Origin of the sequence: Kyrpidia sp., from assembly GCF_023512215.1 — a bacterium.
Classification (GTDB): domain Bacteria; phylum Bacillota; class Bacilli; order Kyrpidiales; family Kyrpidiaceae; genus Kyrpidia; species Kyrpidia spormannii.
In genome coordinates this window covers 13,588-40,387 of record NZ_JAILZZ010000020.1, presented here as the reverse complement: position 1 = coordinate 40,387, position 26,800 = coordinate 13,588, and the positions used below count along the sequence as shown (strand labels likewise).

Sequence of the window (26,800 nt, the reverse complement as noted above, 5' to 3'; positions counted from 1 at the left end):
CTCGGGCGGGGATCTTGGCACATTATTTTGAAGAGAGAAGGGCGGAATGGATGAACCAAAGGTTCGAGGTCCAGGCCGTGGTCTTTGACTGGGCCGGGACGGTGGTGGACGATGGGTGCGTGGCCCCAGTGGCGGCGTTTCGAGATGTGTTTGGTCGCCGCGGGATCGAAGTCGCGGAGGAGGAGATCCGCCGGTTCATGGGATTAGCGAAAAAGGACCACCTTCGAGCGCTTCTCCGGTTGGAAGCTGTTCGCCTGCGATGGAGGGCTGCCTTGGGCCGGGAGCCCGGCGAAGAGGACGTGGACGATTTGTACAACGAGTTTGTGCCGATTCAGCGGGCGGTCCTCGCGGAACACGCCGATTTGATTCCCGGTGTCGAGTACACGGTTTTGCGGCTGCGGGAGCGGGGGATCCGAATCGGGTCCACCACGGGATACACGTCGGAGATGATGGAGGTCCTAGTTCCCGAGGCGGCCCGGCGGGGGTTTTGCCCGGACGCCGTCGTCTCGTCCTCGGATGTCCCCGAAGGTCGGCCGGCCCCTTGGATGTGTTATGAGAACGCCCTGCGACTAAGGGTATTTCCGATGGCGACCATGGTCAAAGTCGGCGATACCCCTGGCGACATGGAAGAAGGGCGAAATGCCGGCATGTGGAGCATCGGCATATTGGAGGGTGGGAGTGTACTCGGTCTCACCCGGGTCCAGCGAGAAAAGTTGCCGGAACTGGAATTGGAACGGCGCATGGGGGAGGCGGAGGCGGAGCTTCGACGTGCTGGGGCCCATTACGTTTTACGTCGGATCGATGAACTGCAGCGGGCGGTTGACGAAATTAACCAGCGACTGAGTCAAGGGGAGTGCCCATGCCAGTGATCGGCGATCGGAGCGAAGGAGATCTGAACCTGACACCTTTTGCCCGGGCGTGGAGAGAGCGCACCAAGACCGGGGCGGCGGGACCGATTCTTCGGGAGGATGAGCGGTATTTTGTCCATCAAGCCCTATCGACGCCGTGCCTGAATGCGATTCAGGCGTGCAGCGGGATTTATTTGGAAACGGCAGATGGCCGCAAAATCATAGATTTTCACGGCAACAACGTGCACCAAGTGGGATTTGGCCACCCCCGGGTGGTTGAGGCGGTAAAGGCCCAGTTGGAGATCCTGCCCTTTTGCACCCGGCGCTTCACCAACGTCAAGGTGGTTGAGTTGGCGAAAAAACTCGCCGACCTCGCCCCTGGGGATCTCAATAAAGTGCTTCTGGCGCCGGCGGCGACCTTGGCCGTGAGTACGGCGCTCAAATTGGCCCGGGCGGCGACGGGCCGCTACAAGACGTTGTCTGTGTGGGATTCGTTTCACGGGGCCTCCTTGGACGCGATTACCGTGGGAGGCCAGGCTCTTTTTCGGAGGGGGATGGGCCCCCTTTTGCCCGGGGCGGAGCACGTGCCCCCGGTGGACCCGTACCATTGTCCGCTGAAGGAATGCTCAGGGGAAGGATCCTGCGCATGCGCTGGGTACCTGGAGTACGTGTTGGCGAAAGACGGGGAGATCGGGGCGGTGATTCTGGAGACGGTGCGAAACACCGATGTGGTCATCCCACCTCCCTGGTACTATCAAAGGGTTCGGGAGGCTTGCGATCAGCATGGGGCGCTGTTGATCCTCGATGAAACGGCGGTGGGGTTGGGTCGGACCGGGCGGATGTTTGCCTTTGAACATTGGGGGATCGTCCCGGATATGGTGATCCTCGGCAAGGGGCTCGGGGGCGGCGTGTTTCCCTTGGCGGCCCTGGTGGTTCGGGAGGGGCTGGATGTGGCCGGGGAAGGGGCCGTCGGGCATTACACCCACGAAAAAACGCCGCTGGGGGCGGCGGCTGCGTTGGCGGTGATGGAGGTCATCAAGGAAGAGGGGCTTCTTGAGCGGGCCGTGGCGTTGGGGCGGCGCATGGGGCGGCGTCTGAAAAATTGGCCTCGGCAATACTCCCTGGTGGGGGACGTGCGGGGGATCGGCTTTCTTTATGGCGTGGAGCTGGTAAAGGATCGGCGCACCAAGGAGCCTGCCACGTCGGAGGCTGAAGCGGTGATGTATCGCTGCTTGGAGAAAGGGCTCAATTTCAAAGTTTCCCGGGGCAATGTGCTGACCCTCTCCCCGCCGCTAATTATCGGCGAAGAGGAGCTGGACCGGGCGCTCGACATTCTGGAGGAATCTCTACAGGAAGTGATGGTGGAATATGGATATCTCAGATGACAATCCCTACCTGCTCTTGACCCCGGGGCCCGTCTCCACGAGCCCTGGGGTCAGGCGGGCCATGCTCCGGGACTGGTGTACATGGGATGACGACTACAAGGAGCTGGTGCAAGACGTCCGGCGGCGTCTAACTTGGCTAGCGGGAGATGAGGATGGCGCTTACACCACGGTGCTCCTTCAGGGGAGCGGCACCTTTGCCGTAGAGGCGACCCTTGGCACGGCCATTCCACCCGGCGGGAAACTCTTGATTCTGGAGAACGGCGCCTACGGCCGGCGAATGGCCCGGATTTGTCGGGTGCTCAGGATTCCAGCGGCGATCGTTTCCGGGTCCGAGGTCCTGCCCTGCGACCTCGAGCAGGCGGAGCGAGTCCTCCGAAGGGACCCAGCCATTACCCACCTGGCCATGGTCCACGTTGAAACCACCACCGGGGTAATCAATCCATTGAAGGAGTTTGCGGATCTCGTCCGGACCTATGGGAAAATTTCCATTGTCGACGGGATGAGCAGCTTCGGCGGGATTGAGATAGACATTTCTGGGATGGGGATCGACTTTTTCATCAGCAGTGCGAATAAATGTCTGCAGGGAGTGCCGGGGCTGGGATTTGTGATCGCTCGCCGGGACGAATTGGCGGAGTGCCGGGGCCGGGCCCGGTCCCTGTCCCTCGATCTCTACGATCAGTGGCGGGAAATGGAAGAGGGGCGAGGCAAATGGCGATTTACTTCCCCGACCCACGCGGTTCGGGCACTCCACCAAGCCCTGCAGGAACTGGCGGAAGAAGGAGGGGTTCCGGCCCGGAATCGCAGGTACAGGGAAAATCAACGGGTGCTGGTCGAGGGAATGGAGAGGTTGGGATTTCGCATCCTGGTCCCTCGAGCCTTTCAATCGCCGGTGATCACCACGTTCTTGTATCCGGATGACAGGGATTTTTCTTTTCCGGACATGTATATGTTTCTGAAACGGGCGGGTTTTGTGATCTACCCTGGTAAACTGACGGATGTCGACACGTTCCGGATCGGGACGATCGGTACCGTGACGCCGGAGGACATTCAAGCCCTACTGGAGGCGTTGCGCCACTTCCAATCCGTGAGGTTGCGGAACTCCGCGTACCGGCCATAACGGCTTGGCCGGACCTTCGGGCCGCAAGGGTGTGTCACACTCCCGGGGCCTGGGCCTTGATCCGCTGCGCCAAGGTGACGAATCGGTGCACCAGGGGCGAATCGTCGTCCGCTCTCCAGGCCAAGGCCATGGCAAAGCGGGGGGCCGGGCCCGTAACGGGGCGGAACACCACACTTCTGCGCGGCACCGCGGCTGCACCGCCGGGAACCACGGCGACCCCGAGCCCCGCCGCCACCAGACCGATCACTGTTTGGAATTCCGTGGCATCTTGAACGATGTTCGGCTTAAACCCGCGTTGCAAACAAAGGTCCACCACGGAATCAAAAAGTCCCGCCCAAGTCTTCCGGGCCAGCATGACCAAGGGCTCACCCCGAAGATCGTCAATATGTACGGAACTCCGGTTTGCCAAGGCGTGTTCTTCGGGAATGGCGAGCATGGCCGAGTCTTCTTCGATCTGAGCGGTGTACAGGGAGGGGTCTCCGAGGGGCGGGCGGACGACCCCCACATCCAACTCTTCCCGATCCAATGCTTTCTCTTGTTGCGGGGTCGACATCTCCTGTAAGTACAGTTTGACACCGGGATACTGTTCCCGAAATGTTCGCACCAGAAGCGGCAGCATCCCGTAGGTGGCCGACCCCACAAACCCCACCCGGAGCCGCCCCGTTTCCCCGCGCTCAGCCCGGCGGGCTTCGAGGATCGCTTCGTCCAGTTCCCCGAGCACTTTTCTGGCCGCATCGAGAAAGGCCTGGCCGGCAGGGGTCAGCCGGACCCGCCGGCTGGTGCGGCTGAGCAGGCGAACGCCGATCTCGTTTTCGAGGCGCTGGATCTGTTGGCTCAGCGGAGGTTGGGTCATGTGAAGCCGTTCGGCAGCCCGGCCAAAATGAAGCTCTTCCGCCACGGCGACGAAGTACTCCAGTTGCCGAATTTCCATGGGTCCACCTATCTTTGTCAGGATATCTTTCATCGATTCGGATTACGAATTGATCATAGCAAAATGATATATTTGACGCAATATCCCGGACTCTTTAAGGTAAGGATATCCACTTTAAAGGGGGCGAAGGAGGTGGCCCGCATGTGGGCCCGAAGAATTGGGCAGGTGGGGCTTCTGGTGGCCATCTCGGCCCTGGGGAGTGCGTTGGCCTCGTGGTTGCACTGGTCGGCGATCCCTGGCTCGCTGTTGGGATTGGGGCTGTTGTACGCGGCGTTGCAGCTGGGGTGGTTGCCGTTGTCCTGGGTGGAGGAAGGGGCGAATTGGCTACTTCGGCATTTGCTTCTCTTCTTTGTGCCCTCCGCAGTGGGAATCCTGCAGTATACCGGGCTGTTGCGGTTCGAAGGGTGGGGGATCGCGACGACGATCGTCGCGAGCACCGCCTTGGTGATGGCGGTCACAGGGATCACCATCGACGGGGCACACCGGATCAAACAACTGGTACGGGCGTGGCGTATCGCCCGAAGAAGGGTGGGGAAAGCGTGCAGATGATCCTGTTCGGTCTCGTGTTGACGCTTTTTGCCTATTTTGTGGCCACCCTTCTGTATCGCAGGGTACCTAGGCCCTGGATGAACCCGATTCTGACCACGGCGCTGGCGATCATGGCCGTGTTAGTGGTGAGCCGCGTTTCTTATGCCGACTACGTCCGGGGAGCTCAGGTATACACCTGGTTGCTTCAGCCCGCCACCGTGGCTTTTGCGGTGCCGCTGTATCGGTATCGGCAGTTGTTGCGCCGATACGGTCTCGCCATGTTGGCCGGAGTTGCCGCTGGCTCCGTGAGCGCCGTCGTGTCTTCGGTTTATTTTGCCCGATGGCTGCACCTCGCCCCGGCGGTGGTGACCAGTCTGGTGCCGCGTTCGGTGACTACACCCATTGCCATGGACATTTCCCGCGTGATCGGCGGGGTCCCGGTGATGACTGCCGTATTCGTCATTGTCACCGGGGTGCTGGGCAGCGTGATGGGGCCCTTTGTCTTGCGCGTCTTACGCTTGCGAAGTCGGGTGGCCAGGGGGGCTTTGTTCGGGGTGGCGGCCCATGGTGTGGGAACCGCCCGGGCGTTGGAACTAGGGCCCCGGGAAGGGACGGTTTCCAGCCTGACCATGATTCTGACCGGGCTTTTGACAGTGGTGCTGGCCCCGTTCCTGGTCCGGATGTTGTAGGGGCCGTACTGTTTGGTGCCAAGATTAGGGATAACAAATGGCTGCCGAGTGTGGAAGTCCCAGACTCGACAGCCTTTACAACTCGTAAGTACCCATTTACCCCGCGACCTACTTCTAACAGCATTTTTTCTATTACCTGGGTCTCTTGACTCACTGGACTGTAATGTATCCCATCATGTAATTGTCGTGAGACATGGCCCATTGGTTATTTTCCCCGTCACACGGGAGACCGCATATCCACGTATATTTTCCGGGTTTTTGTGGAGTGAAGGTGGTCTTAAATACGGCTGGTTCGCCGGTACCCTGACTACCTTGTACGGGCACATTGACCCCTAGGGCGGAACTGATAAAGGGATGGCCCTTTTTACCGAGATTATAAATGGTTAACTCAACGGGCTGACCGGCCTTGACGGTAATGTCCCCGGGAGTGTAGGCATCGTGCAATTTTCCGTCCGGGCCGAGTTTATAATTTGGATTGATGACCAGGGAGATATGTTGAGTGTTATCGCTGGGCGGTGTCACTGTGACGGTCCCCTGCAGGAACCCCTTCTGTTTAGCGGCCCACTGGTCACGATCTCCCGATGCCACCCAGGTGTAAGTTCCCGGGCTCTGGGGGATGAATGAGTAGTTTGTGACTGCTGGATCTCCCTTTGTCGTACTTGCTTTGATGTTCACATTTAACCCCAAGTCCGCAGCTTTCATGGTCAAGGGAGTTTGCTCGTAATTGTATACTGTCAAGTCGACCGGTTTACCGGCCACCACTGTAAAATCGCCGTTGATAAAGGCGTCATGTTTTACATGATCCGAACCGAGCTTTGCGCCGGGCTCCACCACGAGGTATACGTGTTGTGCACTGGTGTTGGTTCCCTGGGTGCTTTGATCACGTGTGGCCGTGGTGTTCGGTTGAGAAGCTGGATTCTGTACGGCCGGGGCCGACGATTGGGCCCCACAGGCTGCGAGAGCTAGGGAGGAGGTAACAGTAAGAGCCAGCAATCCTTTTTTCCACACACGCTTCATGAAAGCTCGCCTTCCTTCCCAACAAGGGTGAAAGATGAAATCTTTTCCTCCCTTAGACTACAGTACGTATGGGAATAAAGGCAGGGTAAAACATCTCATTCTTTCGGGATACGAATGAACCCATCGGTATGGTATAAATGACCCAAAAACACGGCAGTGTTCATCGAAAGTCCGTTCAACGGCGGGTTTCATATGTTGGCCCACCGGCCGGTCCCTTCGCCACCGGAGTCCCCCGGGTTGGAAAGATTTGCGTGCGGAGGTTGACCGAGCGCACCCATGGGAGCGCCAACGGCATCGGAATGACGGACATTACCACCCGCGAGGCCTTGGACGCCATCGATTTTCTTCCGACCTACCCGAATGCGCTGACATCAACTGTTATCGAATCCGAGCCGGTGGTTGTCAGAAGCGGAAAAAGCATGTATCCGATCGGACGGCGCCGGGGAGGAGCATGATATTCGAACGCAGATTCCCTGGGAATGCCTTTTGGCGAACCGGACAATGGTACGACGCAGTTGGGTCGGTCGGGTCGGGGGCAACTGTCGGCCCCGGCCCGATCCCTCGGCGACCCTCCGGTTCACCTTATCTCCGTCCCCCGCTTTACTCCTTTGGCGTCAAAATATCGTGATCCACATAGCGCTCGCCATTTAGTTCACTGATCAGGTTAATGGCCACTTTGGCGCCATCTCCGGCAGTGATGATCGTATGTACGCTCACCCCCGCTACGGTGCCTGCAGCCCACAGACCCGGAATGTTGGTGCGGCCCTGTCCGTCCGTTTCGATGATCGTCTTGATCCGCGGCTCGGTGGCCGGTTTCGTTTTCAGACCAATTTTTTCCGCCAAATCCGTCCACAACCCGGTGGCGAGAATGACGTGTTTCGCGCTGTATGTTTCTTTTTCTGTTTGAATGTCGAATCCGTCGTCCGTTTTGCGAATATCCGTCACCTTGTCTTGGACCAACTCTGCACCAAAGTGAGCGGCCTGTTGCTTGCCGATCTCGATGAGATCCGGCCCGGTGATTTCCTTGACTCCGTAGTGGTTTTCAATCCAAGCACGCTTGGTGATGCTTTGGTCGCTGTCGATTACGATGGTTTTTTTTCCCGCCTTCGCTATGAACAAAGCCGCGCTGGCCCCCGCCGGGCCCGCTCCAATGACCGCGACGTCATACATGGTTGCACCCATCCTTTCGTAGGAACCGTTGTATCTTTCTGTGGGGTCTCCCAATGGAAATTATACAGGATTAGAACGGATGGGGGCAAAGCGACCGGAGGCGCGATGGGTCTCAGCGGGCTGCTGCCGCCACGTCCTTCAGCAACTCCTGTACTCTTCTCCCGATTTCGTCACGAACCCGCCGGAATGCGTCCTTGATTTCGTCGGGGCTGCCAGTGACTTTGGCGGGATCCGGCAAGCCCCAGTGCAAACGCTTCACCGTCGGGGGAGTCACCGGGCACCGCTCCTCGGCATCACCGCACAAGGTGATCGCCCAATCTGCCTGGGTTAGCAGCGTCGCATCGATGGGATCACTGGTTTGACCGGATATGTCGATGCCGACCTCCCGCATCACTTCCACGGTCATGAGATGGACGCCCCGGGGTTCGAGGCCCCCGCTGTACACCCGGAACCGATCCCCACCCAAATACTTCGCCCACCCTTCGGCCATTTGGCTGCGGCAGGAATTGCCGGTGCAGATAAAATATAAAATTGCCCGCTGTTCTTCGTTTTCTCGCTGACGTTCGCTTTCGCCCTTTTCCGCCCAAGAATTCATGAGTGCACCTCCGTATTCGCTGTGGGGACCCGGGTTTCCCTATCGGTCATTCCTAGGCGATGCCCATCGCCATCCCCGGGTCCTTCGCGTCTCATTTTTTCCTGTTCCTTTTAAGACCGGTCGCGTACAGGCCTTTCCCGTCTTCGCAATCGGTTTGCCACATGAACCAGCATCAACATCACCGGAACTTCCACGAGGGGCCCGATGACTGCCGCAAAGGCCTCACCAGAGCCAATGCCGAACACCCCGGCCGCCACGGCGATGGCCAATTCAAAATTGTTGCTGGCGGCGGTAAAGGCGAGGGTGGTGGTAACTGGAGCGTCTGCCCCGGCCTTTTGCCCGAGCCAGTATGAGATAAAAAACATCAGGACGAAATACAGCACGAGGGGTATCGCAATGCGCACCACATCCATCGGAATCTGAACAATCGTTTCACCTTTCAGGGAAAACATCACAATAATCGTGAACAGGAGGGCAACCAGGGTCAGCGGACTGATCCGGGGTACAAAGGCTCGATCATACCAATCATGCCCTTTCCACCGAAGTAGGGTGAATCGCGTTACAAGCCCCGCGGTAAAAGGGACGCCGAGGTATAAAAGAACGCTTTGGGCCACTTCGCCCATTGAAACTTGTACCGCCACACCCCGCAAACCCAGTACGCTTGGGAGGAAGGTTGCAAAAAGATAGGTATAGAGCGAATAGAACACTACCTGGAAAATGGAGTTCAGAGCGACCAGCCCGGCGGCGTATTCGCGGTTGCCGCAGGCCAAATCATTCCACACGATGACCATGGCGATGCACCGGGCCAGACCGATCAGGATCAACCCGGTCATATAGGCCGGGTGGTCCCGGAGAAAAAGAATCGCCAACCCGAACATGAGCAGAGGCCCGATGACCCAGTTTTGAAACAGGGAGAGTGCCAATACTCTCTTGTCCCGAAAGACCTTCGGGAGCTCCTCATAACGCACCTTGGCCAAAGGGGGATACATCATGAGGATCAACCCGGCGGCGATGGGAATGGAGGTGGTGCCGATTTGAAACTGTTGGAGCGCGCCAGTGAATTCCGGCACCCATGCGCCCAGGGCCACGCCTGCAGCAATGGCCAGAAGAATCCACATGGTCAGATACCGATCCAAGGGCGATAATCGTTTCTGGATTTGGTCAGCCATCACCGCACCTCTCTTTTCATTTCATTACGGCCGTCGGAGTAACGGCTGCCGGCGTGCCAGTTGCCGGCTCCGCGCTGCACATAGGGGCTGGCCCTCGGTCTGCCAACTCCTTCAAGGGGCCGTCCAGATCCGGCAACGGATCTATAGCTGCCAGTATCTCTTTGAGGCGTTCTCGGTTGAGGGAATAAAAGACCCACTGGCCTCGACGGTTCTCCCGCACCAAGCGCGCCGCCCGGAGTCGCGCCAAATGTTTGGACACCGCCGGTTGGGAGATCCCAAAGAGCGGTACCAACTCACATACGCAGCAATCCCGGACGTTGAGAAGAGCCAAGATCTGCAGCCGGGTCGGGTCTCCCAGCGCCTTAAACACATCGGCCAATTCTCGAATGTCCACGTCGATCCCTCCGGGATCCATTATAACATAACTATATGGTTATTGAAATTCTCGCATGCGTCAACAAACTATAGGAAGACCTCGCGCTGAGCTCAACAGAAAAGGTCCCGGGAGCAACTCCCGAGACCTGGGATTTCCTTGGTAATCACGCACGCGATATTCAAAGCACCAGTCACCGCATGGGAAATCGCCGCACAAATTTATTGTGACGGTTTTGTCCAAATCCCTTCTTGGATCAAGCGCTCGATGGTGGGACGAGTGACTTGGTCCCGATATTCTGCGTGTTTATACGGCGGGTGATCTAAGTAGAGATTCTTCGGGTAGATCTGGTGTTCGTAGATGATCGAATACTGCTCGGTTTGAAGATCCTTCATCCAGTTTCCCCAGTTGGCCCTACAGCGGTAGTGTCGGAGGGCTTCGATGTCAATGGTGGCCGCCACATAACCCGATCCGCCCCCGTAGAGGTGGCTTCCAATAATGCGGCCCTTGTAATCGACGACCATGGAACGCCCACCGAAGGTATCAATCGGGGTCGTGGATGTTTGTTCGAGGTAGTATGTACCGACGTTTGGGGCAAGGACATAGAAGTTGTTGTCGAGTGCCCGAGCCCGATTCTGGATTTCAAAGAATTCATTCCCTGTGGCGGGGTGCGGGTATGACGCACGGTAGACGATTTCTGCTCCGTTCATCGCCAGCCCCCGGGCGTTTTCCGGATAGGACCCTTCGTTAGCCATCATGACGCCGAGGTTGCCGATTTCCGTCCGAACCACTGGGTAGAAAGCGTCGAGAGTACGGCCGTAAAGTTCGATCCATTTGTCCCACACATCGTAGGGTGTCACGGAGTGCTCGACCGGATAAAGTGGCGCGACCTTATGATGTCGCAGGATTACCTCTCCATTTGGGTCGATCACAAATCCTACATTAAAATACATGCCGGGGAAGGCCTCGTGCCGAGCCTTGGCCTGGGCCATGATATAAATGTTCCAATGCCTGGCGACCTCCCCGAGATACTCCGTTTCCGGCCCAGGAATATCGATGGCCACCTCTTCTGCGAATTTCACATGTTCCGTGTCGAAAACCTCATCCGTAAACCCTTGCAGCGCGCCTTCTGGAATGACCACCAATCGTACCGGCAAATCCATGCCGGATAACCAAGTAGCCGCAGCGATCATCTCGCTAATGTGGTCCAAATTCCGTCGGATTTCCGCGCGCTTTCTGACCCCATAGATGGTCGGGACCAGCCCAACCGCGGTATACGGTTCTACCATCGCACAGCCCCCCTGTGAATGCTTGACCTTTGTTTGTATCCTATCATTTACATCATGTCTGAGTGGATTATAACACGAGGTGTGATTGATGGCCGTCAAGGTCGATACGTTTTCCCCGCTTCATGTTTATCCAGCCGTGGTTTCAGACATAATCACCCGCTGGCGCTTCCTCAACCGGATGGCCGACTCGATCTTGGCGATCGCCCACGAGCCCGAGATGAGCAAGGTCGTGTCCCACAGGAGATCGTACGTAAACAGGTGTTTGACAAGTTCGTTACGACCTTCGGCAAGATAGGGAATTGGAAACTGGATCACCGCCAGGGTGCCAACCCATAAAGCGAATTCTGCAAGCCGAGGACCACTATCCAACCCATCGACTGATCTGAAACCGCGAACACGCAGGCCCCGCACAGCCACAGCCCCGTAAACCAACCAATAACCGGCCAAGACCCATACCGAAGACGGGAACCAGTCTCTTTTCGTGTCACTCCAGACAGAAAAGCGGTGGGTCAGGGTCTTGGCGGGCATCCCGGATGACCGCTCGTAATTGCCGAGGTATGGCGGCCGCATCGCCAGGGCGGCCCGGTGACTCTGTTGCATCGCCTCGATGAACCGGTCGGGATGGGTGAGATAAAATCCAGCGATTTGGGTCCAACCGATCTTCCTGTAAAACCGCTCCCTGAACTCTCGCCCGCGAACATCGATGGGATGGCGGTCAAAATACGATGTTCCAGCCAACACGGCCAACCTGGCGTCGAGATGGAGCGACTGGAGATCCTGGACACGGGTCGCCGGATTCACCAGAATACCGTCGAACACGCTGTGGTACAGGTTCGCATAAGCGAAGGCCCGGGGCGTGAGGGCATAGGAAGCAGTCGCGGCCCCAACCACGACCGCCGCGCAAAGGACGGATGCGACCCGCCACAACCGGTCCTGCCTCAGATGTGCCAAGCGCACCGCGAACACCCCGAGAACCAGGGCCAAGGGCGCCATTTGTAGCTTGGCGGTGCCAAAAGCGACAGCAGCGGCGCCAAAGGCCACAAGTCCCCAGATTCTCGGCACCGGCCGGGTCAGTAAATCTAAGGTAAAAGCCAGGAGAAACATAAAAGAAACAAAAGAAACGGCTTCGCTGTACAAAGAGCGGCAGTAGGCCAGATAAGCGACATCGCAGTACACAATGATCCCTGCCAGGGCGGCGAACACTGTCGCCCACGGGGGCAGGACGCGGCGCAGGGCGCCTAAGGTGAAAAATGCGGCCACGGCCAGCAAAGCCGCGTAAAAAACGGCGAGGACCGACAGGTCGAACAGCGGGCGGCCGTATAACCATTGGCTGACGGCGATGGCCGGCTGTAGCAACAGAGCGAGGGAGGATGGGTACCAGGCGTGACCGCCTCCCACCACGCCGAAATACCGGTTGACCCAATTAAAATAACGCAGGTGCGGGTCAGTGGTGGTGAACGCCAATCCCACCTCGGGTTGGTACATGATGCGCTCAAAATCCCCGTTGTTCGCCATCCCGATCGCCGGCGGGGCGAGGAGAATCCCTGTCGCCAGGACGAAAACGAGGATGGCATATCCCCCGTCCACCCCCCGGGAAAACCGCCGCACTAACTGCGACGCATGGCGGGCAAACTTCAGGGAAACGGCAGAAAACAATGCGGCTGGTCGACCCATGGTCCTCGTCGTTCAACGTTCCTTTCTCGATCTGACGTACGGCACACTCTGAAAGTGTACCATAACAATGCGAGAAAGGGCGAGACAGAAAAATGGCGCCCGAAGGCGGCACCTGCCCGATCTTGAGACCCTGTCCCGATCTCAGGTCAGACCCAGCCCCGGGCTTTCATCGCCTCGTACACCCGCTGCATGGCGATCATGAACGCCGCCGTGCGGAGGTCCACCTGATGCTGATCGGCCGTTTGCCGGACTTGGCGATAGGCTTTCACCATGGCCCGCTGGAGGCGCTGGTTGACTTCGTCTTCACTCCAGTAGTCGTTGGTCAGGTTCTGGACCCATTCAAAATACGACACGGTGACGCCTCCCGAATTTGCGAGAATGTCGGGGATCACCATGATGCCTTGGTCGTGTAGAATCCGGTCCGCTTCAGGGGTGGTGGGGCCGTTCGCCGCCTCGGCGACGATCCGGGCCTTGATCCGCGGGGCGTTGGCACCGGTGATCACGCCCTCCAGGGCGGCGGGAATGAGGATGTCCACGTCGAGTTCCAAAAGCTCGGAGGAATCAATGCGCTGGGGACCGTAATCCAACAGGTTGCCGGCTTCCTTGGCCTGGATCACCCGAGGCAAGTCCAGGCCCGACGGATCGTACAGAGCCCCCTTGGAATCGCTCACCGCCACCACTTTGCATCCGAGATCCGCCAAAAGTTTCGCCGCCGTGCGCCCGGCGTTTCCAAATCCCTGGACAGCTACTGATGCCCCTTGCAGTTGGAGCCCGATATCTTTGGCCGCCTCCGCAATGGCGGTGACACAGCCCCGGCCGGTGGCGTCGCTTCGCCCCAGAGATCCGCCGATGACCACGGGTTTTCCGGTGATGACCCCCGGGGTGAAGGTGCCGTGTAACCGGCTGAACGTGTCCATCATCCAGCCCATCACTTGGGGATTGGTGTACACATCCGGGGCGGGTATGTCTTTGTCGGGGCCCACCACCTGGGCCACTGCTTCCATATATCCACGGCTCAACCTCTCCAGTTCTCCTTCGGAAAGGCTGTGGGGATCCACCGCAACCCCGCCTTTCGCCCCGCCGTAAGGCAGTCCCGCGACACCGCATTTGAAAGTCATCCACATGGACAAAGCCTTGACCTCGTCGAGAGTTACTCCGGGATGAAAACGGATGCCCCCTTTGGTGGGGCCGATGGCGTCATTGTGCTGAACGCGGTACCCCTCAAACACCCGGATCGTCCCGTCGTCCATCCTCACGGGAAAATGAACGATGAGCGCTCGTTTGGGCCTCTTCATGATCTCTACGGCGTTCCGGGGAATCCCGAGATGCTCGGCGGCTCGTTCGATCTGCTCCTGCACCATTTCGTACGGGCCTTGAGCATGGGTTGACGAGCGGGGCAGGGATAGCGACACGTCCACTCCACCTTCTTTTCCTGAAATTTGTGTTTGCGATTCTTACAGTATAACGTGACCCAACAGCACACTCAAGATGGCCATCAGAATTGTCATTGGACGTTCGCGGATCTGCCTCAGAGATGGACCGCGAGGATTTGTTTTTCTGTCAATGGTTTTCTGATACTGTATACATGGAGAGATGGTGGGAAAAACGGGAGATGCGGAGGCGGGAATGCGATGACAAGGGTCATTCTGCGAGACGGGCGAGCGGCGGAATTTCGACCCGCTCGGCCCTCAGACCGGGACACGGTGCGGCGTTTGTTTCAAACTGCCTCTCCGGAGAGCCTCTATTTTCGTTTTTTTCACGTGATCCGGGAGGTTCCCGATGAAGTGATCGAGGCCATGGTTTCCGCCGATGGCGTGAACGATGCGACCCTTCTCTGCATGGCCGGGGATCAACCCCTCGGAATCGGCACGTACAACCGCGTGGATGACGAGACCGCCGAGGTGGCGTTCTTGGTGGACGACCATCTGCACGGAAAAGGCATCGGGACGCTCTTATTGGAACACTTGGCGGAAATCGCTTGGCAAAACGGTTTCCGATTTTTTGAGGCCTATGTGCTGTACGATAACGAAAAAATGATGGGCGTTTTTCTGTCCAGCGGCTACGAGATCCGGAGCGAACATCAGTCGGGGGTCGCCCATCTCGTTCTCAAGCTCGCGCATACTGAACGGATCCGAGCCTTGCAGGAAACTCGGGAAAAATTGGCCACCGCTGCTTCCCTCGCCCCCTTTTTTCACCCCACCACTTTAGCGGTGGTGGGAGCATCCAGAGACCCGAAGGGCCTCGGCCATGTTTTGTTCCGGCACATCCTGGAGGGCGGATTCCAGGGAATCGCCTACCCCGTGAACCCCGTGGCTCGCTCTGTAGCCGGGGTGCGGGCGTTTCCCAGTCTGCAGGAGTTGCCTGAACCGGTGGAATTGGCGGTGGTGGCGGTTCCCCCCGACCAGGTTTCTCCGGTGGTGGACGACTGCGTGAAAACTGGAGTTCGGTCGGTGATCATCATCACTTCGGGCCTGCCCGAGGAGGAAGAAAAAGGGGTCCCCACCCCGGCGGAGTTGGCGGCCCGCTTGCGCCGGGCCGGGGCACGACTGCTCGGTCCGAACTCCTTGGGACTGGTGAGCACGGACCCGAACGTGCGGCTCAACGCCAGCTTTGCTCCCCGATTCCCCCGGCGGGGGGCCCTCGCCATCGCCAGCCACTCCGGGGCGCTGGGAATTACCATTTTGGAATATGCCGGCCGTATGGGGATCGGTGTCTCGAGCTTTGCCAGCATGGGGGTCAAGGCGGACGTGTCCGGCAACGATCTACTACAGTACTGGGAAGATGACCCGGAAACCGACATGATCGCCTTGTACCTCGAGTCCTTTGGAAATCCGCGGAAGTTCTCCCGGATCACCCGGCGGATTACCCGCAAGAAACCGATCGTCGCGGTAAAAGGGGCGAGCACCGAGGGCGGGACCGCCGTGTCTTTAACGGGCTCGGTGCTGCCCCGGGCCAGGGACGTGCTCGTGGATGCGCTTTTTCGCCAGGCGGGTATCATCCGGGTCAATACGCTCCAAGAGATGTTCGATGTGACGGCGCTTCTGGCCTCGGCGCCGCTCCCCCGGGGAGACCGGGTGGCCATTGTAACGAACACCGCGGGCGGGGCGGTGATGGCCGTGGATGCCTTGCACAACGAGGGATTGCGGATGGCGGGAACCCCGGTGGATTTGGGGACTGTGGCCCTGGCCGACGGGTATCGCAAAGCCCTGCCGAAGCTGCTGCACGACCCCGCCGTGGACGCCGTTCTGGTACTGTTTACCCCTGTCGGGGTTTCGGATGACCGGGAAGTCGCCCGGGCCTTGGCGGAGGCCCTACGGGAGGCGGCGTCGGACCCGGCGGTAGGCGACTTCACCCCCAAGCCCGTCGTGGCCAATTTTCTCATGACCGAAGACAATTTTGTCCACGCCATCGACGCCGGTGTCCAGCGGATTCCGGTGTACCCTTTTCCGGAACAGGCGGTACGGGCTTTGGCCAAGGTGGCCGCGTATGGGGCCTATCGGCAAAAACCGGTGGGGCGGATCCCGGATTTGGAAGGGGCGGACACGGGCCGGGCCCGGCAGATCATCCGCGGGCATCGACCGGATGCGGCGGAGAGGGCCCGGGTGGTGGAATGGATGCCCCGGGAGCTTTGCAATGAGGTGCTTGATGCCATGGGGATCCGGCGGAGTGTGGGGGTGGCCGGGGCGGCGATGTGGTTTTCTGTGACGGCGGAGTTGGACCCGCTGTTTGGCATGATCTTATTTGTCGGTTCGCCCTCCGCCCGCACGGTGCGGATCACGCCCCTCACAGATCTCGATGTCCAGGACCTGTTGACGACGGTGGCCGGCCCCGACGGGCCCCCGGCGGACTCCCCGGCCCGTCACGCGGCGGCGGACATTATCCTTCGGGTCTCCCGCTTGGTGGAAGAAGTCTACGAGATCACCAAAGTGGCATTGACAGATGTCGGCGTGTCCGAAGATGGATGCTGGATTGGCGACTGCCAAATCGCGGTGGGAAGACGTCAAGACGCGGTGGGTGGCCAGGCCGGTTGACACTCTGGTTCGATGCCGTACCGACGGCAGATTCCCCACAGGGTGTCCCCCCGCCTGACGATGTCTATCTCCACCCAGATCCCTCTTTCCCTTCAGTTCCGGCCATTTCGATCTCGTTCCAACACAGCCTATTCCAGGGAAAAAGGCTGGGTGCCTGCCTCGAACGGGTGAATGATCCCCTTGGTCAAGGCGAAGACTACCATCGGAGTAAAAAACCTACAAGGGGGACCGCCGATGACCCGTTTTAACGAAAAAGATGTAGAGCAATTCCTGGCCTACGTCAAAACTGAACTGCGGCGCGTCGAAACGGCTGCCGGCACTCTTGCCATGATTGAGCGGAACCACCACCAGCGCTTAAGCGACTATGACGACGTCGTACTCAGGGATATCGCCGTGGAAGAAGATAGTGCCGCTAAACGCCTCGGGGCCATCAAAGAGATGTGTCTCGCTGCCTGTCAGCGAATCGACGACCTCCTCCAAGGCCACGTTCGTCCAGAGGCTGTCGCTGCCGGGGAGGGGAGGGAGGAACGTGCTCCGGTTCATTGAGAATTGGATGCGTTCCATCGTCAATGAAATGGTCGACAAGGCCCTGACCCGAATTGTGCGGGATCAGTACACAGAGAACCTTTTTGAAATGGTTCCCGTCACAGGAAAGATGGGCCCAGTATCCATGGCGGAAACGGCCATGCGGGCCACCCAGGGTGCAGCCCCTTCCCGCCCCCTCGGCAGTCCGGTGCATTTTTCGCCTTGGGAAAAATTAATTTTTAACCCGGTTCATTTGACACGCCTCCCGACTCCGGAAGAGGTGGGAATCGAGACGGCGACGGTGATTGGTCCGGCGGCCAGGTATCCCCTCACCCTGTCCATTCCCATTGTGATCGCGGCGATGTCCTTTGGAGGCGCCTTGAGTAAGCGGGCAAAAATCGCTCTGGCCAAAGCGGCCTCCCAGATCGGCACCGCGACCAACACCGGCGAGGCGGGGCTCCTTGAAGAGGAGCGGGAAGCGGCGGACCTGCTGATCGGCCAATTCAACCGGGGCGGATGGATGAACCGACCCGAACAGTACAGACGCCTGGATGCCGTTGAGATTCAACTGGGACAGGGAGCCCAGGGGTCGGCCTCCCAAAGGACGGCAGCCCACAATATTGGGGAGGATTACCGGCGGGTCTTTGGCCTGGCCGAGGGGCAATCCGCCGTCATCCACTCCCGACTGCCCGGAGTTGACCGGCCTGAAGATTTTGTGGCCCTCGTGCAGCGCCTCCGGGCTGAGACCGGGGTTCCGGTGGGGCTCAAAATCGCCGCCACCCATCATCTCGAAGAAGAGATGCAGATCGCCCTGGAAGCCGGGGTGGATTTTATCACCATCGACGGGGCCGAAGGAGGCACTCACGGAGGGTCGCCGACCCTGCAGGACGATGTGGGTTTGCCGACTTTGTTTGCCGTTTCCCGGGCTGCGGATGTCCTGGTGCAAAAAAAGGTCCGGGGTCGAGTGAGTTTGCTGGCGGCTGGAGGTCTCATCACCCCCGGGCAGATGCTCAAAGCGCTGGCCCTGGGAGCGGATGCGGTCTACGTGGGAACGGCGCCCCTTTTTGCCATGGTGTCAGACCAGATGGTGGAAACCCTGCCTTTTGAGCCGCCCACCAGTCTGGTGATTTATACAGGCAAGCTGACCGATCAACTGGATGTGGACAAAGGGGCTCACAATGTCGTCCGGTTTTTGCACGCCTGTATGCACGAGATGGAGAGTGTGGTGCAATCCCTGGGGAAGACGGCGGTGGCCGATGTGGGCAAATCGGACCTCACGGCCCTCGACCCCTTTGTGGCTTGGGCGGCGGGCGTATCCTGGGGCTGGGTGTCCCCCCAGCGCCAGGCTGGATTGTTTGGGGCCCGAACGGTGGAGGGGGCGCCTTGTTTCCCCGCACGGCCTCCACTACAATGGGAAGGAGCGCAAACCGGTCCGGCACCGGGAGGGTTGCAGTAACGGGAGTGGGGGGAGAGGAGTATGCTGCGGGTTTTTGTCATCCTCGGGAGTATTGGAGCTTTCCTCTCGGTGGCGCTGGGAGCGTTCGGCGCCCACGGGCTTCGCGGGAAGATTTCTGACGCCATGTTATCGATTTACCAGACGGGGGTCCATTATCAGTTTCTTCACTCACTGGCCCTGATCCTGGTGGCGATTCTGTCCGAACGGCTGTATGCGACAGGTCTTGTCGCGGGAGCGGGAATCTTGTTTGTGGTGGGGATCGTGTTGTTTTCCGGAAGCCTGTACGCCCTGACCTTGAGTGGTGTTTCCTCCTTGGGTTTCATCACTCCCTTTGGGGGACTCGCCTTTTTGGCGGGCTGGATTCTGCTGATTCTGGCGGCGATTCGGGGAGCCTGAATGGCGCCTGGCACCACCAAAAATCCCCGGGACGGGCGACTCGCCCGTCCCGGGGACCCAACAACATTGCAGGGCCGGCCCCCGGCTGATTTTAGGCTTTGGTCGCCACGGCCAGGACTTGATCCAGGAGGACGGCTTCCGGGACAGCGCCTTCGATGGAGTCCAGGTCGTTGATGACCGTCTTTGGCACGCCGTATACGTCGAAGCGGTTTGCCCAGTCGGGGAACTCCGTAGCCTCGATCATGTGACCGCGGATATGGGCGTTCTCGAAGGCAAACTGATGGGCCAGGTGTACGGCGCTCGGGCAGTACGGACAGGTCGGGGTGACGAAGACGTTCAAGGTCACGTCTTGGTCGATGGTGGCCAGTTTGGTTTTGGTCTCTGCTTTCAGGCCCGAGTCGCCCCGGGAGATCATGAGGATCGCTTCGAGGAAGGCGGCGAACTCGTAGCCTGCCGGAGCGCCGTAGAAGCGAATCCCGTAATCCTGTCCGGATCCGCCGAGGATGGCCAGAGTGGGCGCTTTGTCGACCCCGATCTCCTTCGCCTTGTCTTCGTCGGTGTACAGGTTGAACACTTCCAGGGTGAGCTTGTCGGACAGGTCGGCGACTTCCTGCAACAGATCTTTGATCTGCGGGCAGGTCGGGCAGTCAATGGACGACTCAAAGAAGCGCAGAACGACAGGTTCGGTCATCGCGGAGAACCGCTCCCGAATCTTTTGCCGATCTTTTTCCGGAATCATCACAGTTACGCACCTCCGTATGCACTCCGCATTGATGCGGTGTACCCGTAAGGGTATTATCCGCTTTTAGTGGCCAGGTGTCAAGGCGACGGGTACCATCTATCTTTCAGTATGCACGTTCCGCACCAAAATCACCAGAGGGTGAGACCACATAATTTCTCCGAACCAAGGTGGCCGGGCTCCGACCAAGGAGGGATTGTATTGACAAAGATCCAGTCGCCGTTTGAAGACTATGTCCGTCGCATCCAACATTTTCAGGAGGCGCTGTCCCTCATGGCTTGGGATCTGCGGACCGGGGCGCCGAAAAAGGGGGTGGAAGCCCGGGCGGAGGCCATCGGGACCTTGTCGGACGAGGTGTTCGGCCTGATGACCTCGTCGCGAATGGGAGAGTTTCTCGAAGCGTTGGAGGCGAGGGCCTATGGGCTAGACGGGAGAACCGCCGCCCTCGTTCGGGAGTGTCGCCGGGAATACGACCGCAACCGGCGCATTCCCCGGGAGCGATACCGAGCTTTTGTCGTGCTGACGGCGAAGGCGGAGTCCGCTTGGGAAGATGCCAGGAATCGGAATGATTTTGCCCTCCTTCAACCGTATCTCGAGGAAATCGTTGCGATGACCCGGGAGTTCGCCGGATACTGGGGCTACGAGAAGGACCCCTACGATCCCCTCCTCGACCTCTACGAACCGGGGGTGCGCACAGCCGAGATCGACCCGCTGTTCGCGACGCTGAGAGAAGCCACCGTCGCCCTGGTGGGGGAGATCGCCGAGTCTGGGCGAAGGCCCGATCCCGGGGTTTTCGCTCGTCCGGTACCGGTCGAGACCCAGCAGAGAATCTGTCGATGGGCGCTCAAGACCATCGGGTATGATTTTGACCGGGGGCGCCTCGATGAAACGGCCCACCCCTTTCAGATCACGTTGAATGCCGGAGATGTGCGGGTAACCACGAAGTATATCGTCGAGGATTTTCGCAGTGCGTTGTTCAGTGCGTTTCACGAGGGTGGTCACGCGCTTTACGAGCAGGGGATCGATCCGGACCTAGCGGGAACCCCCCTTTACGCCGGAGCATCCCTCGGGGTCCATGAGTCCCAGTCGAGGTTTTGGGAGAATGTCGTGGGCCGCAGCCGGGCCTTCTGGGAGCACTATTATGGCGAACTGACAAAGAGGCTGGGTCCGGCGTGGAATGATTTGGATATTGAGACGTTCTATGCGGGAATCAACGATGTCCGTCCCTCTCCCATTCGTACCGAGGCGGATGAGGTCACCTACAACCTTCATATTCTCTTACGCTATGAATTGGAACGGGCTCTGATCTCCGGGGATTTGAAGGTGGCCGATCTGCCGGAGGCCTGGAGGGAAAAGACCCGGGCGCTTTTGGGGTTCGAACCGAACCGGGACGCCGACGGTGTTTTGCAGGACGTGCACTGGGCGTCAGGGAGCTTTGGTTATTTTCCGACTTACACATTGCGAAACGTGTATGCGGCGCAATTCTGGGAGGCCATGGATCGGGACCTGGGCGGCTTCGACCGGCGGCTGGCCGAAGGGGATGTGGCGGCCGTGCGGGAGTGGTTGAGGGAAAAAGTTCACCGGCCCGGGAGGGAGCTGCAACCTCACGAGGTGTTAAAGAGGGCGACGGGCACCGACCGGCCGGCCGCCGAGCCCCTCCTCCGGTACTGGCGTGAGAAATTTGGCCCTCTGTACGGGCTATGACAGGGGAGCTTTGGGGATCATGCAGGTCAAAACGCTCATGGACGCCCTTCCCCGGGATACAGTACAATGAGGGCGCGGAGGGGTCGGAGCAGGTTGGAATCCGCCCCCTGCGCCGTGAGTATGCCTGGGGGGGCCTGAGGGTGCGACGAAATCCCGTACGAACGGAGCTGCGGATCCGGCGGGTACCGCCGAATCCGACCCGACGTTGGCTGAAATATGCCGCGAACACGATCACGGCCGCCAATCTGTCCCTCGGGCTGTTGTCGGTACTGTTGTCGTCCATGCATTTGTTTCACTGGGCTGCCGTGGCGTTGATGGTGGCGGTGCTGTTTGACCGCCTGGACGGCTCCACGGCCCGGCGGTTGGGGATTGCAAGCGATTTTGGCCGGGAGCTGGATAGTCTGAGCGACCTGGTGTCTTTCGGGGTGGCCCCGGCGCTCTTGGTGTATACCCAGGTGTACATGGAACATCTGCCGCTAGTGGGTGGGGCGTTGTCCATGGTTTATGTGCTCTGCGGCGCACTGCGGTTGGCTCGGTACAATGTGCAACGGTTCAGCGGGGGCTTTCTCGGGGTGCCCATTACGTTTGCCGGCGGTGTGCTCGGGTTGCTCAGTTTCGTCTCGAGGGATGTACACCTTCTCGGGTTTGCGGCGGCTGAGATTCTCTTGTCTGCGCTCATGGTGAGCAAGATTCCAATTAAGAAATTCTAAGGGATGAGACGCGATCGGAGGGAGCGGGCTTGAAAGTCTTGGTGACCGGGGGGATCGCCGGTCTGGGTCGAGCCGTGGCTGAGCGATTGGCCCGGCGCGGCCATGACGTGGTGGTGACCTACCGGCGGGATCGCGCCGAGGTGGGAGAGCAGTCCGACGGAGGTCTCAAAAAGACGCGGAGTCTTGGTGGTGTGCGGGCGGTTCAATGTGACGCAGGGTCCAGGCAACAAGTGGATCGGTGGTTGAGCCGGGAACACGATTTTGACTGCTGGATTCACGCGGTTGGACCGTTTCGGGTCAAACGGACGCCTCTGGCGGACACCGCAGCCGGGGAGTGGGAGGAGCTCGTCGCCGGCAACTTACATAGCGCGTACTGGCACGCCCGTTGGCTGATTCCCCACATGCGGGGAAATCATTTTGGGCGGGTCATTACCTTTGGGTATCCCCAGATCGAGGGCGGGATGCCTTGGGAAGGGCGGGGGGCGTACGCTGGCGCCAAGGCGGGGTTGCTTTCGTTTACCCGGACTTTGGCCGCGGAAGAAGCCCCCTACGGGATCACGGTCAACATGGTGTGTCCCGGAGATATCCGAGATCCATTTAAAGAAGGGGCGATCGTCGACGCCAGAAACCAGGCGGGTTTGTCCACGGTAGGTTCTACACCCGCCGGTCGACCCGCCACTGGAGAAGACGTGGCCCGGGTGGTTGAGTTTTTGTGTCATCCAGATTCGGACATGGTTACCGGGAGTGTGATTTACGTGACCGGAGGGGTGCAGTATTTTCCCTTCACGTATTGATGGGGCCAAATGGTGTCGATGGTGGATATTTTTGGAGGAGCGCCGGGATTCACTTTTGCGAACGTGATTTTCGTGACGGTGGGGTGGGATGATCAGCGGGTCCAAACAACGTATGATAAACCGATGGCCCAAAGGGGACGGGAGAAGTGCGGCCGCGGTGCCGGATGGCGGTCCGCACCCCCTGTAAACTGAGCCCAAGTACGAGTCCTGCGAGCAACCAAAGCCACGGTTTGCGGTGGGTCATTCCTCTCCCTCCGGTTGGATATCGTGAGTGCAAGGATGGCGGTTGACTGAGCATATATTGTGCAGAGCTGCAGAATTTATTTGAAGGGCGCCGATGAGCGCGTCACGCCGTGGTGTCGGCGGAATTTTCAACAGAAACCGGCGTTGCTGTTTGTGCGGGATTGGCATACAATAATGATGTGCCCCGGGGGGGTCATGATGCGCTGAGTTCCGGACAACGGAAGCGGGGGACCCAGGACTTTGGGGTGAATCCGGCCAAGGCCGGTAGGGTGGCTCTCGACCCGAACCCGTCAGCTAACCCCGTAAGCGAAAGGAGAGTGGGTGGGTGTTGCAGGAAAGGGTCAAGGACCCGAGGTGTGTTCGGGTGTCGATCCGGCTGGGGGACGGACATGTTCCGTGGATCCGGCTCAATGAGAGGCGATTCGAATTGCCTTTTGGGTCGATCCGCTTAGTGGCGCGTTTAGTCGGTGTGAATTTGAGAAACAACCCCGACCTGCGGGAAGTGGAGGTCGGGAATCCCCACGGCTTGCGGGGGAAAGCCGACATCGGCTCCGTCATTGAGGCGCTTCGCGAAGTGATCCTGGCCAGCGGTCGATCCATGGAGTTTTCCGCCATGTTGGGCGTCTAGGGCGAGAACGGCGCCGATTCGGATACAAGCGAGACAGAATCGGGGAGGCACGTAAAAGGGACCGCTTGCTGGCGGTCCTTTTTATAAGGGATCACCTCGGCGAAAGAGGGAGAGGGTCGACATGAACCACGTCCGGTTCCATGCCATCACGGGGGATCCAATTCTATACATCGATCACCGACGGAAACCCAATGGCTACATCGATGGGCATTGTCCTTTCTGTCATCCCTCTGAATCGATTAAACAGGTTTATCCTGTGGGGGATGACGCCATCAGTGTGTGGGATAATCTATACCCGGTAGTGCCGGAAGGGATGGCCCAGGAATTGGTGGTGGAGAGCCGGGTGCACGACCGGATGCTCGGCCAACATTCTGCAGAGGCCATTGCCGTGCTGCTGTGGGTCATCCGTGAGCGGATGAAACATTTATACGACCACCCCGGGGTCGTATACGTATCCATGTTTCGCAACTGGGGAAGACAATCGGGGGGTACACAACCGCATCCCCACAGTCAATTATACGCTCTGCCCTTTGTCCCTCCGGCCATCGAGCGGGAGCGGGAGGGGTTTCAAAGGCTGCATCGGGCGGGTTGTTGTCCGATCTGTCGCGAGATCGACGGGATGGTTCCCGAACGCCTGGTGGCCGAGAATGAATGGGCGATGGCCTTTGCCCCTTACGCCTCGATGCACCCTTTTGAAATGTGGGTGACTCCCCGGCGCCACGTGGGGGCTTTCGAATCGATACCTGACGATGTCCTTACGGGTATGGCGGCGGTATTGCACCAGGCGGTGGGGGCACTGGAGAAGGCTATTGATGGACGGGCATACAACATTATTTTGTGTCACGACCGGGACGAGGATTATCACCTTCGCTTCTTGGTGTTTGCGCGGATTTTCACTTCCTCGGGATTTGTCATTGGAACCGGGGCGGGGATCAACGGGCTGGATCCCGAACGGGCCGTCGCTTTGCTTCGAGGCGTTTGATTTACGATACTCGGGTATGGTAAGATAGCGCCGAAGGTGGTGAACCGGTTGCACGGGTACGCCGATGTCAAGGACGAGCTGATCCAGCGTCTCCGCCGAATTGAAGGACAGGTGCGCGGGGTTCAGAAAATGATTGAAGACGATCGGTACTGCGTAGATATTCTCACCCAGTTGGCGGCCATTCGAGCGGCTGCCAACAAAGTCGCACTGACGGTGCTTGAAGCGCACACCCGTGGGTGTGTAACCCGGGCCATTCAGTCGAACGGCGGGGAGGAAGCCATCACGGAACTGATGGAAGCCGTTGAGTTCTTTACGAAATAAATTTTTGGGTGGAGGTCGGAAGCAAGTTGGAGACAAAAGTCCTGCATATAAAAGGTATGTCCTGTAGTCATTGTGTACACGCCGTGAAGTCGGCCTTGTCTGCCTTGGCCGGAGTTCACGAGGTGGATGTGGATCTTGATAAGGGTAAGGCATTGGTGAAGTTCGACGGATCCAAGGTGGGAGAACCTCAATTCCGCGAAGCCATCGAAGAGGCCGGGTACGAATTGACGGGTATGTCGGACCACTAACAGCGCCGACCCAAAACTTCACAAAACCTCAATTGTAGATCGGGGAGGAATGGCGAAAGGAGGACCCGGGGTGGTGCGAGAAAGTCGTCGGTGGGTGCAAGGGCTGATCCTCGTGGCGGTGCTGATCCTCGCTGCAGGATGGGTGCATCGAGGGCTCGGCGGCCACCCTTCGCCCAACCCCGGGGACTGGTTCACTCACCTGAGGGGTTTTGGTTATATGGCCTGGGGGGCGGCGGCCGCATTGGTCGTCGCCCACGCTGTTTTTCCGTACGTCCCCTTCGTGGTCCTGGCCGGGGCGAATGTTGCTTTGTTTGGCGCGCTTCCGGGTTTTTTGATCAATTGGCTAGGTATCGCCGCAGGAGCGTCGCTGTTGTTCTGGCTCAGCCGCGGGATTTTGCGCGGGTGGGTCCGGCGCAGGTGGAGGGATAATCCCCTCGCCGAGCGCCTGGACCGGGCAGCGGCCTCCAAAGGATGGATTTTGGTGGCGCTCACCCGGTTGGTTCCGGTCATCCCGTCATCGGCCATCGATGGGCTGGCGGGAATCTCTGGAATGATGTATCGGTCGTTTCTTGTGGGGACATTGCTCGGGACTTTTCCTATGATTGCCGTCGAGTCTTTTTTTGGAGGAGCTTTTTGGAGACCGGAGGGCGTTGTATGGTCAAGGGCTCTCCTCGGTGGAGTGGCTTGGCTGGTTTTGGTTGCGGGAGGGCTCTGGATGGGCCGGTCGGTTTTTACACCCGGTAAAACACGGGACTCCCGGAATGGGCCCCGAACCTGAGACTGGAGTGAAGGCTCAGTTCTTTTGGGTGGGCCGGTCCCCGGTCATTGTCTAGATCGTGCCTTTTTTCACAAAAGCGCGGGTTTCCTAAGGATGAACCTCTGGGTTGCGGGGCATATTGGATGCCAGGAGGTGAATCCGCGTGGAACAGGACCGCATCAAGGAATTGGAACGAGAGAAGGAGTCTCTGCTCGATCAGTGGATGTGGGCGGATCGGGCCGAGCGGGTCAGGATTCTGATTCGTCGGATGGAACTGCAGGATATGTTGGAAGACTTACAACAAACGACGGGTGGATGAAGGTACCGGGCTGAAGCGGGGTTTCTCCGCCTCGATCGTCGTTGACACAGGAAACGCCGTGGGGATCCCATGGCGTTTTTCACGTACGACAATTCCCTCGGTTATGATACACTGGTTCGCACAGAGACCTCTCTCCGTCGACGGTTTCCCGGGTGGGACGCG

The 26,800-nt window shown here is 59.0% G+C and carries 29 protein-coding genes and 1 riboswitch; of the genes, 19 read left to right on the top strand and 10 right to left on the bottom strand.

Translation table 11 applies throughout. The features are described from left to right. Positions 1-50 precede the first annotated feature (50 nt). The 3 genes from phnX to phnW are packed head-to-tail and all read left to right on the top strand — an operon-like array spanning position 51 to position 3,350. Positions 51-869, top strand: a complete 819-nt coding sequence (phnX, locus tag K6T64_RS09040) for a phosphonoacetaldehyde hydrolase (protein ID WP_288009715.1) — start codon at positions 51-53, stop codon at positions 867-869. Then, positions 860-2,233, top strand: coding sequence for a (R)-1-hydroxy-2-aminoethylphosphonate ammonia-lyase (gene pbfA, locus K6T64_RS09035; protein ID WP_288009714.1), 1,374 nt, complete (start codon positions 860-862; stop codon positions 2,231-2,233). The genes phnX and pbfA overlap by 10 nt, the downstream gene beginning before the upstream one ends. After that, positions 2,217-3,350, top strand: coding sequence for a 2-aminoethylphosphonate--pyruvate transaminase (gene phnW, locus K6T64_RS09030; RefSeq protein WP_170085355.1), 1,134 nt, complete (start codon positions 2,217-2,219; stop codon positions 3,348-3,350). Before pbfA ends, phnW begins: the two co-directional genes overlap by 17 nt. A 34-nt stretch (positions 3,351-3,384) precedes the next feature. On the opposite strand, the gene K6T64_RS09025 is transcribed toward phnW, so the two are convergent. Next, a complete protein-coding gene (locus tag K6T64_RS09025) occupies positions 3,385-4,281 on the bottom strand; it encodes a LysR substrate-binding domain-containing protein (protein WP_288009712.1) in 897 nt (298 codons plus the stop codon). A 141-nt stretch (positions 4,282-4,422) separates the two neighbouring features. On the opposite strand from K6T64_RS09025, the gene K6T64_RS09020 reads away from it, so the two are divergent. Beyond that, positions 4,423-4,830 carry a CidA/LrgA family protein gene (locus tag K6T64_RS09020; RefSeq protein ID WP_232059822.1) on the top strand — a complete coding sequence of 136 codons (408 nt, stop codon included), beginning with the start codon at positions 4,423-4,425 and terminating at the stop codon, positions 4,828-4,830. Then, complete coding sequence (locus K6T64_RS09015; protein ID WP_170086836.1) at positions 4,827-5,498, top strand: LrgB family protein; 672 nt, start codon at positions 4,827-4,829, stop codon at positions 5,496-5,498. Before K6T64_RS09020 ends, K6T64_RS09015 begins: the two co-directional genes overlap by 4 nt. Before the next feature lie 150 nt (positions 5,499-5,648). On the opposite strand, the gene K6T64_RS09010 is transcribed toward K6T64_RS09015, so the two are convergent. Next, positions 5,649-6,515: a cupredoxin domain-containing protein gene (locus K6T64_RS09010; RefSeq protein ID WP_100667436.1), complete on the bottom strand. Its 867-nt coding sequence runs from the start codon at positions 6,513-6,515 to the stop codon at positions 5,649-5,651. A gap of 260 nt (positions 6,516-6,775) precedes the next feature. Here K6T64_RS09010 and K6T64_RS09005 point away from each other — a divergent pair, with 260 nt between their 5' ends. Further along, positions 6,776-6,970 (top strand): hypothetical protein, encoded by a 195-nt coding sequence (locus K6T64_RS09005; RefSeq protein ID WP_288009711.1) that lies wholly within the window; start codon positions 6,776-6,778, stop codon positions 6,968-6,970. Positions 6,971-7,115: 145 nt separating this feature from the next. Here K6T64_RS09005 and K6T64_RS09000 read toward each other — a convergent pair whose 3' ends face one another. From K6T64_RS09000 to K6T64_RS08970, 7 genes are all read right to left on the bottom strand, one after another. Next, positions 7,116-7,685: an FAD-dependent oxidoreductase gene (locus K6T64_RS09000; RefSeq protein ID WP_100667438.1), complete on the bottom strand. Its 570-nt coding sequence runs from the start codon at positions 7,683-7,685 to the stop codon at positions 7,116-7,118. A gap of 112 nt (positions 7,686-7,797) precedes the next feature. Beyond that, positions 7,798-8,280, bottom strand: coding sequence for an arsenate reductase (thioredoxin) (gene arsC / locus K6T64_RS08995; protein WP_288009710.1), 483 nt, complete (start codon positions 8,278-8,280; stop codon positions 7,798-7,800). A gap of 110 nt (positions 8,281-8,390) precedes the next feature. Further along, a complete protein-coding gene (gene arsB / locus K6T64_RS08990) occupies positions 8,391-9,449 on the bottom strand; it encodes an ACR3 family arsenite efflux transporter (protein WP_288009708.1) in 1,059 nt (352 codons plus the stop codon). Between the two features lie 16 nt (positions 9,450-9,465). Continuing rightward, positions 9,466-9,843: an ArsR/SmtB family transcription factor gene (locus K6T64_RS08985; RefSeq protein WP_288009707.1), complete on the bottom strand. Its 378-nt coding sequence runs from the start codon at positions 9,841-9,843 to the stop codon at positions 9,466-9,468. Positions 9,844-10,043: 200 nt separating this feature from the next. Beyond that, positions 10,044-11,111 (bottom strand): nitrilase-related carbon-nitrogen hydrolase, encoded by a 1,068-nt coding sequence (locus K6T64_RS08980; RefSeq protein ID WP_288009706.1) that lies wholly within the window; start codon positions 11,109-11,111, stop codon positions 10,044-10,046. A gap of 126 nt (positions 11,112-11,237) precedes the next feature. Continuing rightward, the gene (gene wsfD, locus K6T64_RS08975) at positions 11,238-12,785 is read right to left on the bottom strand and encodes a glycan biosynthesis hexose transferase WsfD (protein WP_288009703.1); all 1,548 of its coding nucleotides are present in this window, start codon (positions 12,783-12,785) and stop codon (positions 11,238-11,240) included. Positions 12,786-12,931: 146 nt separating this feature from the next. Beyond that, on the bottom strand, positions 12,932-14,146 hold the full coding sequence (locus K6T64_RS08970; protein WP_288009730.1) for a Glu/Leu/Phe/Val family dehydrogenase: 1,215 nt from the start codon (positions 14,144-14,146) through the stop codon (positions 12,932-12,934). Between the two features lie 270 nt (positions 14,147-14,416). On the opposite strand from K6T64_RS08970, the gene K6T64_RS08965 reads away from it, so the two are divergent. From K6T64_RS08965 to K6T64_RS08950, 4 genes are all read left to right on the top strand, one after another. Then, positions 14,417-16,816 (top strand): bifunctional acetate--CoA ligase family protein/GNAT family N-acetyltransferase, encoded by a 2,400-nt coding sequence (locus tag K6T64_RS08965; RefSeq protein WP_170085365.1) that lies wholly within the window; start codon positions 14,417-14,419, stop codon positions 16,814-16,816. A gap of 234 nt (positions 16,817-17,050) precedes the next feature. Beyond that, positions 17,051-17,362 carry a hypothetical protein gene (locus K6T64_RS08960; RefSeq protein WP_288009700.1) on the top strand — a complete coding sequence of 104 codons (312 nt, stop codon included), beginning with the start codon at positions 17,051-17,053 and terminating at the stop codon, positions 17,360-17,362. Next, positions 17,346-18,797: an FMN-binding glutamate synthase family protein gene (locus K6T64_RS08955; RefSeq protein ID WP_288009698.1), complete on the top strand. Its 1,452-nt coding sequence runs from the start codon at positions 17,346-17,348 to the stop codon at positions 18,795-18,797. Before K6T64_RS08960 ends, K6T64_RS08955 begins: the two co-directional genes overlap by 17 nt. Before the next feature lie 21 nt (positions 18,798-18,818). After that, positions 18,819-19,193, top strand: coding sequence for a DUF423 domain-containing protein (locus K6T64_RS08950; RefSeq protein ID WP_100667446.1), 375 nt, complete (start codon positions 18,819-18,821; stop codon positions 19,191-19,193). A gap of 91 nt (positions 19,194-19,284) precedes the next feature. On the opposite strand, the gene pdo is transcribed toward K6T64_RS08950, so the two are convergent. After that, the gene (gene pdo / locus K6T64_RS08945) at positions 19,285-19,932 is read right to left on the bottom strand and encodes a protein disulfide oxidoreductase (protein WP_100667447.1); all 648 of its coding nucleotides are present in this window, start codon (positions 19,930-19,932) and stop codon (positions 19,285-19,287) included. Positions 19,933-20,133: 201 nt separating this feature from the next. Between pdo and K6T64_RS08940 the strand changes: the two genes are divergently transcribed. From K6T64_RS08940 to K6T64_RS08900, 9 genes are all read left to right on the top strand, one after another. Then, a complete protein-coding gene (locus tag K6T64_RS08940) occupies positions 20,134-21,636 on the top strand; it encodes a carboxypeptidase M32 (RefSeq protein ID WP_288009695.1) in 1,503 nt (500 codons plus the stop codon). A 140-nt stretch (positions 21,637-21,776) separates the two neighbouring features. Then, on the top strand, positions 21,777-22,346 hold the full coding sequence (gene pssA, locus K6T64_RS08935; RefSeq protein WP_197945572.1) for a CDP-diacylglycerol--serine O-phosphatidyltransferase: 570 nt from the start codon (positions 21,777-21,779) through the stop codon (positions 22,344-22,346). Between the two features lie 29 nt (positions 22,347-22,375). After that, positions 22,376-23,140: an SDR family oxidoreductase gene (locus K6T64_RS08930; protein WP_288009693.1), complete on the top strand. Its 765-nt coding sequence runs from the start codon at positions 22,376-22,378 to the stop codon at positions 23,138-23,140. Between the two features lie 434 nt (positions 23,141-23,574). After that, a riboswitch (cyclic di-AMP (ydaO/yuaA leader) is annotated at positions 23,575-23,708 on the top strand. After that, positions 23,709-24,011, top strand: a complete 303-nt coding sequence (locus K6T64_RS08925) for a hypothetical protein (RefSeq protein ID WP_100667452.1) — start codon at positions 23,709-23,711, stop codon at positions 24,009-24,011. Between the two features lie 121 nt (positions 24,012-24,132). Beyond that, a complete protein-coding gene (locus K6T64_RS08920) occupies positions 24,133-24,993 on the top strand; it encodes a galactose-1-phosphate uridylyltransferase (protein ID WP_288009690.1) in 861 nt (286 codons plus the stop codon). Positions 24,994-25,041: 48 nt separating this feature from the next. Further along, on the top strand, positions 25,042-25,314 hold the full coding sequence (locus K6T64_RS08915; protein ID WP_013075952.1) for a metal-sensitive transcriptional regulator: 273 nt from the start codon (positions 25,042-25,044) through the stop codon (positions 25,312-25,314). Between the two features lie 26 nt (positions 25,315-25,340). After that, complete coding sequence (locus tag K6T64_RS08910) at positions 25,341-25,562, top strand: heavy-metal-associated domain-containing protein (RefSeq protein WP_170085371.1); 222 nt, start codon at positions 25,341-25,343, stop codon at positions 25,560-25,562. Positions 25,563-25,632: 70 nt separating this feature from the next. Further along, complete coding sequence (locus K6T64_RS08905) at positions 25,633-26,340, top strand: TVP38/TMEM64 family protein (protein ID WP_288009688.1); 708 nt, start codon at positions 25,633-25,635, stop codon at positions 26,338-26,340. Positions 26,341-26,482: 142 nt separating this feature from the next. Next, on the top strand, positions 26,483-26,638 hold the full coding sequence (locus tag K6T64_RS08900; RefSeq protein WP_157935417.1) for a hypothetical protein: 156 nt from the start codon (positions 26,483-26,485) through the stop codon (positions 26,636-26,638). The last annotated feature ends 162 nt before the right edge of the window (positions 26,639-26,800 follow it).

Coding starts and splice junctions, on each gene's coding strand:
- phnX (WP_288009715.1), top strand. CDS start 51: ATGAACCAAAGGTTCGAGGTCCAGGCCGTGGTCTTTGACTGGGCCGGG.
- pbfA (WP_288009714.1), top strand. CDS start 860: ATGCCAGTGATCGGCGATCGGAGCGAAGGAGATCTGAACCTGACACCT.
- phnW (WP_170085355.1), top strand. CDS start 2,217: ATGGATATCTCAGATGACAATCCCTACCTGCTCTTGACCCCGGGGCCC.
- K6T64_RS09025 (WP_288009712.1), bottom strand. CDS start 4,281: ATGGAAATTCGGCAACTGGAGTACTTCGTCGCCGTGGCGGAAGAGCTT.
- K6T64_RS09020 (WP_232059822.1), top strand. CDS start 4,423: ATGTGGGCCCGAAGAATTGGGCAGGTGGGGCTTCTGGTGGCCATCTCG.
- K6T64_RS09015 (WP_170086836.1), top strand. CDS start 4,827: ATGATCCTGTTCGGTCTCGTGTTGACGCTTTTTGCCTATTTTGTGGCC.
- K6T64_RS09010 (WP_100667436.1), bottom strand. CDS start 6,515: ATGAAGCGTGTGTGGAAAAAAGGATTGCTGGCTCTTACTGTTACCTCC.
- K6T64_RS09000 (WP_100667438.1), bottom strand. CDS start 7,685: ATGTATGACGTCGCGGTCATTGGAGCGGGCCCGGCGGGGGCCAGCGCG.
- arsC (WP_288009710.1), bottom strand. CDS start 8,280: ATGAATTCTTGGGCGGAAAAGGGCGAAAGCGAACGTCAGCGAGAAAAC.
- arsB (WP_288009708.1), bottom strand. CDS start 9,449: ATGGCTGACCAAATCCAGAAACGATTATCGCCCTTGGATCGGTATCTG.
- K6T64_RS08980 (WP_288009706.1), bottom strand. CDS start 11,111: ATGGTAGAACCGTATACCGCGGTTGGGCTGGTCCCGACCATCTATGGG.
- wsfD (WP_288009703.1), bottom strand. CDS start 12,785: ATGGGTCGACCAGCCGCATTGTTTTCTGCCGTTTCCCTGAAGTTTGCC.
- K6T64_RS08970 (WP_288009730.1), bottom strand. CDS start 14,146: ATGGTGCAGGAGCAGATCGAACGAGCCGCCGAGCATCTCGGGATTCCC.
- K6T64_RS08965 (WP_170085365.1), top strand. CDS start 14,417: ATGACAAGGGTCATTCTGCGAGACGGGCGAGCGGCGGAATTTCGACCC.
- K6T64_RS08960 (WP_288009700.1), top strand. CDS start 17,051: ATGACCCGTTTTAACGAAAAAGATGTAGAGCAATTCCTGGCCTACGTC.
- K6T64_RS08950 (WP_100667446.1), top strand. CDS start 18,819: ATGCTGCGGGTTTTTGTCATCCTCGGGAGTATTGGAGCTTTCCTCTCG.
- pdo (WP_100667447.1), bottom strand. CDS start 19,932: ATGATTCCGGAAAAAGATCGGCAAAAGATTCGGGAGCGGTTCTCCGCG.
- K6T64_RS08920 (WP_288009690.1), top strand. CDS start 24,133: ATGAACCACGTCCGGTTCCATGCCATCACGGGGGATCCAATTCTATAC.